Raw genomic sequence first — 9,641 nt, 5'->3', positions numbered from 1 at the left:
ATCGCTTCCATGGCTCACTGGACCGGATTTTTATTCGATATCTCAACATTCCTTGGAACACCGATTATCGCTCTGGCTGTAGGTACCGTATTTGGCGTCATTCAGATGGCACAGGCCGGTAAGATGGATAAATTCTACGGAGTAACCAATGATACCTTAAAGACAGTAGGACCGATCCTGTTTGTAACAGCGGCGGGCGGCGTGCTCGGAAAAGTGATTTCCTCTACCAGTATGGTTGATTATATCACCTCCAACGCGTCTGTACTGGAAAGCATCGGCATCTTCTTCCCATTCATCCTTGCGGCTATCTTAAAATCCGCACAGGGTTCCTCGACCGTGGCCATCACGACTACGGCTGGTATCCTTGCACCGCTCATGGGTGTTCTGGGACTCGCGTCACCGGTACGTGCGGCGCTGGCGGTTATGGCAATCGGTGCTGGCGCAATGACGGTTTCCCATGCGAATGACTCTTACTTCTGGGTAGTTACCAACTTCGGTGAGATGGAGCCGGAACAGGGTTATAAGACACAGACGTTATGTACACTCGTACTTGGCATCGCATCCATGGTTTGGATCTTCTTATTATCCGTAGTATTCAGATAATGGAGGCGGGTTGAAGTATTTTACTAATTACATGACAGGAGAGGTGACAATGAAATTTTTATTTGCATCGGACTCATTTAAAGGGACACTGTCTTCTGAACAGATTATTACGCTTCTGGACGCGGCTGCGAGGAAGGTGTTCCCGGACTGCGAGACCATGGGGATTCCTGTGGCCGACGGCGGGGAAGGTACGATCGACGCTGTCATATCCGTACTTCACGGATCGATCCACGAAGTAGACGTACACGGTCCTCTGATGGAAGAGGTGGTCAGCCGTTACGGCGAGACGGGGAACGGTGCGGCTGTCATCGAGATGGCGGCGGCATCCGGACTGCCGATGGTGCCTGTCGATAAAAGAGATCCAAGGGTTACAACGACTTACGGAACGGGTGAACTGATTAAAACTGCTCTTGACCGCGGATGCCGGGATATTACGATTGCGATCGGCGGCAGTGCGACCAACGACGGAGGCATGGGAGCCATGCGTGCGCTGGGAATTCGTTTCCTTGACGAGAACGGAGAGGAGCTTCCCGGATGCGGAAACGATCTGGCACGGGTGGCGGACATTGATATCAGCGGACTTCACAGTGCAGTAAAGGATGCGAAGTTTACCATTATGTGTGACGTAAACAATCCCCTGACGGGTCCTGACGGAGCGACCTATACGTTTGGAAAGCAAAAAGGCGGCTCTCCGGAGATATTAGATGAACTGGAGCAGGGAATGATTCACTACGCGGCCCTGATCCGGGAGAAAATGGGTACCGATGTGGACCAGATTCCGGGTTCCGGCGCTGCCGGCGGTCTGGGAGCGGCATTCTGTGTATTCCTTAAGGCGGAGATGAAGTCGGGAATCGAGACGGTGCTGGATCTGATTCATTTTGATGAACTTCTGGAAGGTGTGGATCTGGTCATAACCGGTGAGGGAAGAATCGACTGGCAGTCTGCCTTTGGAAAGGTTCCCAGCGGAATCGGCAATCGCTGCCGGAAGAAGGGAATCCCGGCGATCGCCATCGTCGGCGGTATGGGCGATAAGGCGGAGATGATATTCGATCACGGGATTGACAGCATTATCACCACCATCAACGGGGCCATGGGGATCGATGAGGCGCTGGAACGGGCGGAAGAGCTGTACGCCGGAGCGGCGGAGCGGGCATTCCGTATGGTAAAGGCGGGAATGAAGATTTCTGTTCGATAAAGCTTTTATAGATAAGTGTTATGACAGGATGAATTTTATGGCAGGGCTTTCGCAATCATTTGCGCAGTCCTGCCATTTTTTGTGTAAATAGAGGAAATGTAAGATGAATAAATGATATTAATTATCATTATTACTATTGTGGTGTATGGTAAACTCTGCTATACTGTAATCAGATGGAAATGGCTGGAAATATCACGGCCGGTACCATTGAGTAAATTATGCAAAGGCACCCTGTTTTCCGGTTCATGAGGCGGCGCAGTCATGCCGTGCCGGACAGCAGCATAAAATAAACCTGGTTAAAGGAGGAGTTCATCATGATAAATATTCAGAAGGCGGCCATTATCGGCTGTGGATTTGTAGGAACATCTATTGCGTTTTCCCTTGTACAGAAGGGGATTTTTTCGGAACTGATTCTGATTGATGCCAATGAAAAGAAGGCGGAAGGGGAGGCGATGGATTTAAGCCATGGTCTGCCGTTTACGAAGCCTATGGAAATCAAGGCCGGAGGCTATGAGGATATCGCGGATTGTGCCATGATCATTATCACAGCGGGAGCAAATCAGAAGCCTGGAGAGACACGGCTCGATCTGGTCCATAAAAATGTGGAGATTTACAAGAGTATTATACCGAAGATCGTGGAGAAGAATCAGGAGGCGACGCTGCTCATCGTGTCCAATCCGGTAGATATCATGACGTATGTGGCGCTTAAGCTTTCCGGTTATCCCAGTCACAAAGTCATCGGTTCCGGGACTGTTCTGGATACGGCCAGGCTGAAATACTTATTGAGCCGCCATCTCGACGTGGACAGCAGAAGCATTCATGCATTTATCATCGGGGAGCACGGCGACAGTGAGCTGGCTGTGTGGAGCGCGGCAAACGTATCGGGGATCCCGTTGAATCATTTTTGTGAACTGAGGGGATATTTCGATCATATGGAGTCCATGGACCGCATTTACCAGAGCGTCCGGGACAGCGCGTACGAGATTATAGAGAAAAAAGGTGCCACCTACTACGGTGTGGCCATGGCGGTCTGCAGAATCGCTGAGTCTGTGATCCGGAATGAACATTCCATCATGCCGATATCGGTTTACTTAGACGGGCTCTATGGACTTCACGATATCTGCTTAAGCATCCCGACGGTAGTCGGCCAGGAAGGCGCGGAAAAGGTGCTGGATATCCCCCTGGACTTAATGGAGATGGGAAAACTGGTGTATTCGGCCGAGGAGCTGAAGAAAATTATTGGAGAGCTGAAGCTGTAAAGCTGGCCTGTGATTAATTTTCAAACACGAGTCACAGTCCACGGGTGCGGCGCTTAACACCCTGGCAGTGAATTTCTATAAGGAGGGTTCTGAGGTTCCGTTCTTCCTGGTGATTGGCCTGATTACCTGCGCGGCAGGACTGATCGTCCTGATCTTTGGAAAGAAGATTGCTGCGGGAATGGGAATGCTGGAGAAAACGGAATAACTGACAGTTTAATTAAAAATAACAGAGGCGGCATCCCAGATTATATTCGGGTGCCACCTCTGTTTTTGGTGCCAGATGGAGGGGGGGCATTTTAGCATGGTGGTCTTTCCGACTTGTCTTTTACAAACACCTTTCGGTATTCACTGGGGGTAATCCCCTGGTTTAATTTAAAACGCCTTGTAAAGCTGGAGATATTGTAGTAGCCTACGGCTTCGGAAATCTCTTTCAGCGGAAGCGCGGTGGTACGTAAAAGTTCTTTTGCCCGTTCCATCCGCAGGTGAATGGTGTAATCCATAACATTCTGACCGGTCTGCTCTTTAAAGTATTTACTGAAGGCCGGAAGCGTCATCTCGAAGTGGCCGGCTGCCTCATAAGCGGAAAAATCGCAGCGGAGGCAGTTGGCCTCTAAGTATTTCATAACCTCATCCAGAACGACCCGTTTGGCCGCGGAGGCGGTGAGCCCACTCAAATGCTCACTCCAGGCCCGGAGCATCTGTATAATCTCCTGCGCGGTCTCCATACCCGACAGTTCGATCGGAGAGTTGGAGGCCGCATTTTTCTGACCGCGGCAGTGTTCATTTACGAGATGGATTAAGTCAAAACAGATACTTCTGGCCAGATAGAGAGGAAGCTGGCTCTGCTCCATAAAATGAATGATATTCTGAATGGCATCCCTGATGTTCTGCTCATTTTGGGAAAAAAGTGCATTTCTAAGACTCTCAAATTCCTTGTGAGGGTAAACAACCGTTGCGTGCGCCGGCCCCAGGACCTCCCGAAACTCAATGACGGTGCCGTTGCCCTTTACGAAACGGTAGTCCAGGGCGCTGACTGCCTCCATATAGGACTGGGCGATGCGCTCCGTACTGTTCACGCAGGTGCCGATTCCGACGGTGGTCATCAGCCCGTACTGCCTGGTTAAATATTTCTGCACATCCCCGAAAAATCTTGCCGAGACCGGCATATGATCCGGCTGGTTCATGAGCAGCACGATCTGGTTGGGATGGAAATTATGCAGGTAATAGTAAATATAAGGAACGGAAAACTGCTTCTTAATCTCCTGCGCCAGCCCGTCCAAACTGTCAAACTGCTTATGCAGCATCACGATACTGACGGTGAAGTGTTCATTTGGCAGGGAGAGGTCCAGCTCCGAACAATCCAGATTGAAGTCTTCTCTGGAAGCGTAGGCGCCGTTTAAGAGGCGGTATAAGCGTTCATTTTTAACGGCTGTGAGGCTGTTGGCCAGCTGAGTGGACAGTGAACTGTTCTGAGTAGATAAGTAATCCAGCGCTCCGGCAATGGTTTCCAGTTCGTTGTAGGAAGCAGCGTCCGGGGAGATCAGCTTTGCCCTGTCCCGCAGACGGCGGACGGGCGCGTAATTCACCTTCTGCAAAAAGAAGATGGTGAAGCTGGCGATAAGCAGAATAATCACGATAGCCAGCAGGAATTCCTTCATAATAGAAGAAACCTGGGAAAATGTGGTCTGCCTGTCCGGAATAAAAGCCAGATACGTCCACCCATTTTTCTCGGACCGGTGCGTGCGGACGACGTATTCTTCCCCATCTATACTGGTCGTGGACGACAGTTCTATGGAATCTCCCAGATAAGTGCTTAAAATGCCGCGCATCCGATCGTGTTCCCCTGAGGTGGTTACGACGGCCCCGTTCTGGTCCAGGATATAGGTCTGCGCCTGATAGCTCTGAAGCTTTTGGCTTAAAAGTGCCTCGATGGAGCTGTTGTTTACATAAAAGAGAGCTGTGCCCTCGTGTTTCTGATAATCGGTAAAGACCGGGTAGGAAAAAAGCACGACGTTTGCCTCGGCAGGGCCTAAGTCCAGGTTGAGAAGCTTCTGCCTGGGAAGACAGAAGGAGGCCTTGCTGTTCAGAAGCAGATCCTGGAATTCCCTGGAGCTCATGCCGGGAACGCGGAAAATGCGGCTGAAGTAATAATCCTTCCGGCAGGTCGTGGAACTGGTGGCCACGTATTCTTTCCCATCCAGAATCAGAACGATATCCTGGATAAAAGGGTTCGCAGAGGTTAAGGCCGACAGATAGGTGATGGTCGGGCTCAGGGCCAGTGGATTTTCCGCCTCGGAGGCATCGTGTATCGTTCCGGTCAGCGTCAGCTGCCCTACGATGTTTAACATGGACTCCAGCTCATTGTCGAGCTGAGTGCTGATCTGCAGCAGCTCTAAGTCTACGGTTTCGTAGATCTCATCATAAAATTTCTTCATAAATCGGGAGGAATAGAAGAAGGTCAGGATGACGAGAGGGATTAAGAGCACGGTCATATAGGAGATCAGATAGCGGATATAGTGCCTCCCGAATTTTCGCTTTTTCCCTGTTTTCAGCATAAGATCTCACCGCCCCCGTTTCTGATATTTAACAATATTTATTATATGGTAAATGCACAACACTTTCAAGCAAAGTACCGCGAAAGAAAATAAGGACAAGGAAAAGATAAATAAAAAATGGCCGAAAGCCCCATGGAATCTAGTGCAAATTCTGCAAAGAAGCAAAAAATGGCAAATGTAGAAAGCAAAAACAGTATGCGGTTATAACCGCTGGAAAAATGGCTGGAAGGCCTGCAAAAAATGTGAATTGAAACGAGGCGGGTACTGCCGCTATACTGGTGTCAGACAAAAAAATATGGAGGAGGTTTCAGGGAATGAGGGGGAGTACTGACACGAAACACGCGGTCGGGCCTGCACCCGGAAAGCCGGGGATTTACAGAGTGAAAAGGGCGCTGAGGCGCGACTGGCAGCTTCTGTTATTATGTGCAGTTCCTATTTTGTATTTTATTCTGTTCCATTATGTACCCATGTATGGAGTGCAGATCGCCTTTAAGGATTTTCGGGCGGTGGACGGAATCTGGGGGAGTCAGTGGTGCGGCTTCAAACATTTTGATCGCTTTTTTTCATCTTCCCAGTTTTGGCCATTAATTAAGAACACGCTGGGACTCAGCTTTCTACAGATTCTGCTGGGGTTCCCGATTCCGGTTCTTCTGGCAATTATGCTGAATCAGGTGAAGCACCAGAGGTTCCGGAAATTTGTGCAGTCGATCGTGTACTGCCCGCACTTTATATCGATCGTCGTCCTGACCGGTATGCTGTACATATTCTTATCACCGAGAAATGGTCTGATCAACCAGGTGATTCAGCTGTTCGGAGGTGAGCCCATCTTCTTTCTGGGAGATGCGAAGTATTTTAAGCTGACATTTGTACTCTCGGGTATCTGGCAGAACGCGGGGTGGAGCGCAATCATCTATATCGCGGCGCTGGCGGGAATCAGCCCCGACTTATATGAAGCGGCACAGGTGGATGGAGCCAATAAGTGGCAGAGGATCTGGCACATCGATATTCCGGGTATCCTGCCTACGGTTGTGATGATGCTGATTCTGGAGGTGGGAAAGGTGATGAATCTGGGATTCCAGAAGGCATATTTAATGCAGAATGCCCAGAATCTGGCAGCCAGTGAAATTATATCGACCTATATCTATAAAGTTGGTATGATAGATGCACAGTACAGCTATTCAGCGGCCATCAACCTGTTTAACAATCTGGTCAATATCATACTTCTGGTCACTGTCAATCACATTGCGAAGAAGACGACTGACAACAGTTTGTGGTAACGAGCCGCCAAGTGCTCATAACAAGGAGGACAAAATGGCACAGAAAAAAACGAAGCTGCACAGAAGCTTTGGGACGCAGGCGCCGGCCGACCGCCTGTTTGATATCTTTAATTATCTCGTACTCGGCCTGGTGGCAGTCTGTGTACTGTATCCACTATATTTTATCGTAATCGCGTCGGTTTCCGATCCGGTGGCGATCAACAATGGCCAGGTGGCATTTTGGCCCGTCGGGTTTAACACGACCGGCTATGAGAAAATATTTGAAAATACGAAGATCTGGCGATCCTACAGCAATACCATTTTTTATACCGTGGTGGGAACCACCATCAACGTGATTCTTACCATGATGCTGGCGTATCCGTTAAGCAGAAAGAACTTTTTTGCCAGGAAGCCGCTCACGCTGTTCGTCATGTTTACCATGTACTTTCAGGGGGGACTGATTCCTACTTACTTATGGATGAACGACCTTCATCTGTACAATACGCCGTGGGTTATGGTTCTGCTTCCGGCTATCAACGTGTTTAACCTGATTATCGCCATTAATTATATCAGCAACAGCATACCGGAGGAACTGTACGAGGCGGCTTCCATCGATGGCTGCAGTCATATCCGGTACTTTTTCAGCATTGTGCTTCCGCTGTCGAAGACGATTGTGGTGGTGCTCGTCCTCTATTACGGCGTCGCGCACTGGAATGAATTCATGAACGGCCTGATCTATTTAAGGGATGAGGGGCTGTATCCGCTGCAGCTGACACTGAGAAATATTCTGCTTCAGAATCAGGCTTCCGGCCTGGGCGATGTGGACAGCATCATTGAACAGCAGAAGGCTGCCGAGCTGATCAAGTACGGCGTCATTATCGTATCGACTCTGCCGGTTCTGGTGATCTATCCGTTCCTGCAGAAGCATTTCGCAAAGGGTGTTATGGTTGGCTCCGTCAAGGGCTGACCTGGAAGGAAAATTACATAAAACTATATTTTTTCAGGAGGGAAACAATGAAAAAGAGATTGATGAGTACACTGCTTACAGTTACGGTTATGGCATCGGCCCTGACGGCCTGTGTGCCAAAGGCTGTCAACGAGACGGCAGCGCCGGCAGCCACCAAAGCCGCGGAAGCCGGAGAGACGCAGGCTGCGTTTGAAGTAAATAAGGAAGGTCTGCCCATCGTCAACCAGCCGATTACGTATGAGATCGCGGCCAGCACACAGAAAAATAAAAATTTTAAGGAGCTGGAATTCTTTCAGAAGCTGGAGACGGATACGAATGTAATCGTCAACTGGAATATGTCCTCTGATGACGGATGGAATGAGAAAAAGAGCCTGCTGTTTGCAAGTAATACGCTGCCGGATGCATTTTACGGACAGGATATCTTAAAAGATGTGGATATCATCAAGTATGCGTCCCAGGGAATGCTGATCCCGTTAAATGATATGATAGACGAGTATGCGCCCAACTTAAAGGCGATTCTTGACGCGAACCCGCAGTACAGGAAGCAGATTACGGCGCCGGATGGCAATATCTACTCGCTGCCAACCATCAATGAGTTAAATCCGACCACGCATGACAAGCTGTTCATCAACAAGACCTGGCTCGATAATCTGGGACTTAAGGTGCCGGAGACCAGGGAAGAGCTGGAAACCGTTCTTCAGGCCTTCAAGGACGGAGATCCCAATGGAAACGGCAATACAAACGATGAAATCCCATTTTCGTTCCGTATGAGCTCCAGCGACCCTTACAACAGGCAGCAGGGAATCCAGTCTTTATTCGGAACCTTCGGACAGCTGGATGATATCTATCATTTCGTGATCAACGACGGAGATGTTGTATATACGCCGATGACAGAACCGTATAAAGAGGCCATTTCCTGGTTCCATTCCCTGTACGAAAAGGGGCTGGTGGACAAGGAAGCATTCACACATGACTTTAACGTCTATGTGGCCAAAATTCAGGATCCCAACAAGATTGTCGGCATGTTTTTAGGCTGGAGCGGCAATGCCACAGCGGCGGCCAACAAGGATGACTACGTAGCCATGGCGCCGCTTATCAATACCAACGGCGAGCGCATCTGGAGAACCGTGGATGCAAAGATCATCTCCAAGGGTTCCTTCGCAATTACCAGCAAAGCGGAGCATCCGGAAGTTCTGATGCGCTGGATCGATCAGTCCTACGATCCGGAAAGTTCTCTGGAGATCTGCCAGGGCCTGCTGGGCCACGTTCTGGAGAAGACCGGAGAAGGCCGTTACCACCAGATGCAGCTGCCGGAAGGCGTCACTCTCGATACGGCAATTCATGATTACAGCCCGGGAAATGACGGAACCTTCGCAGTGATGCAGCCGATCATTGACAAGCTGGACTTAAACGCTAACTTAACAGAGCGTAAGGAACTGGATGCTTTCTATGCTCCGTACAATGTACCGGCCGACGAGATGTATCCCAATGTGTTCTTCACTGGGGACGAGATTGAAGAAATCGGCGTGCTGCAGACAGATATTGACTCTTACGTAGCCCAGAAGTATGCAGGCTGGATCGTGGAAGGCGGCGTGGAGGACGAGTGGGATTCGTTCCAGAAGAAGCTTCAGGATATGAATGTGGAACGCTATATCCAGATTTATAAGGACGCTTATGCCCGCTACAGCGCAGAATAAGGAGCGCCTGTTACCCCATATTTTGCGGAAATGTAACTGTTCAGGACGGCTTATCTTCTTGACCGAAAAAACCGGTCAAGAAGCATCGTATGTCCATCCGATGTGAAAA

General features: G+C 49.6%; 8 protein-coding genes. 7 read left to right on the top strand and 1 reads right to left on the bottom strand.

Annotated elements, in window-relative coordinates; genetic code table 11:
- The 4 genes from ACLTD4_RS02950 to ACLTD4_RS02935 form a co-directional block, all read left to right on the top strand.
- A partial coding sequence (locus tag ACLTD4_RS02950; protein ID WP_412331107.1) for a GntP family permease occupies nt 1-603 on the top strand: 603 nt, incomplete at its 5' end.
- Nucleotides 604-652: 49 nt separating this feature from the next.
- Nucleotides 653-1,798 (top strand): glycerate kinase, encoded by a 1,146-nt coding sequence (locus ACLTD4_RS02945; RefSeq protein ID WP_117622222.1) that lies wholly within the window; start codon nt 653-655, stop codon nt 1,796-1,798.
- Nucleotides 1,799-2,112: 314 nt separating this feature from the next.
- Nucleotides 2,113-3,057 (top strand): L-lactate dehydrogenase, encoded by a 945-nt coding sequence (locus ACLTD4_RS02940; RefSeq protein WP_055658475.1) that lies wholly within the window; start codon nt 2,113-2,115, stop codon nt 3,055-3,057.
- A gap of 67 nt (nt 3,058-3,124) precedes the next feature.
- Nucleotides 3,125-3,262 carry a hypothetical protein gene (locus tag ACLTD4_RS02935; RefSeq protein ID WP_242353813.1) on the top strand — a complete coding sequence of 46 codons (138 nt, stop codon included), beginning with the start codon at nt 3,125-3,127 and terminating at the stop codon, nt 3,260-3,262.
- A gap of 91 nt (nt 3,263-3,353) precedes the next feature.
- Here the strand turns inward: ACLTD4_RS02935 and ACLTD4_RS02930 are convergent, their stop codons facing one another.
- Nucleotides 3,354-5,612, bottom strand: coding sequence for a helix-turn-helix domain-containing protein (locus ACLTD4_RS02930; protein WP_117622223.1), 2,259 nt, complete (start codon nt 5,610-5,612; stop codon nt 3,354-3,356).
- Nucleotides 5,613-5,926: 314 nt separating this feature from the next.
- On the opposite strand from ACLTD4_RS02930, the gene ACLTD4_RS02925 reads away from it, so the two are divergent.
- Genes ACLTD4_RS02925 through ACLTD4_RS02915 form a run of 3 tightly spaced genes read left to right on the top strand, consistent with a single transcriptional unit; the run spans nt 5,927 to nt 9,532 of the window.
- The gene (locus ACLTD4_RS02925; protein ID WP_002605538.1) at nt 5,927-6,889 is read left to right on the top strand and encodes an ABC transporter permease; all 963 of its coding nucleotides are present in this window, start codon (nt 5,927-5,929) and stop codon (nt 6,887-6,889) included.
- 34 nt (nt 6,890-6,923) lie between these two features.
- On the top strand, nt 6,924-7,835 hold the full coding sequence (locus ACLTD4_RS02920; RefSeq protein WP_110323592.1) for a carbohydrate ABC transporter permease: 912 nt from the start codon (nt 6,924-6,926) through the stop codon (nt 7,833-7,835).
- Between the two features lie 47 nt (nt 7,836-7,882).
- A complete protein-coding gene (locus ACLTD4_RS02915) occupies nt 7,883-9,532 on the top strand; it encodes an extracellular solute-binding protein (protein WP_117622224.1) in 1,650 nt (549 codons plus the stop codon).
- Nucleotides 9,533-9,641 lie beyond the last annotated feature (109 nt).

It is taken from the genome of Hungatella sp. (genome assembly GCF_046966825.1).
Note: the sequence above shows the minus strand (reverse complement) of the source record. Positions and strands in the feature narration are given on the sequence as shown.

Bases quoted from the DNA above. Each gene is read 5' to 3' on its own strand.
- ACLTD4_RS02925 (WP_002605538.1), top strand. From the start codon at position 5,927: ATGAGGGGGAGTACTGACACGAAACACGCGGTCGGGCCTGCACCCGGA.
- ACLTD4_RS02940 (WP_055658475.1), top strand. From the start codon at position 2,113: ATGATAAATATTCAGAAGGCGGCCATTATCGGCTGTGGATTTGTAGGA.
- ACLTD4_RS02915 (WP_117622224.1), top strand. From the start codon at position 7,883: ATGAAAAAGAGATTGATGAGTACACTGCTTACAGTTACGGTTATGGCA.
- ACLTD4_RS02945 (WP_117622222.1), top strand. From the start codon at position 653: ATGAAATTTTTATTTGCATCGGACTCATTTAAAGGGACACTGTCTTCT.
- ACLTD4_RS02920 (WP_110323592.1), top strand. From the start codon at position 6,924: ATGGCACAGAAAAAAACGAAGCTGCACAGAAGCTTTGGGACGCAGGCG.
- ACLTD4_RS02930 (WP_117622223.1), bottom strand. From the start codon at position 5,612: ATGCTGAAAACAGGGAAAAAGCGAAAATTCGGGAGGCACTATATCCGC.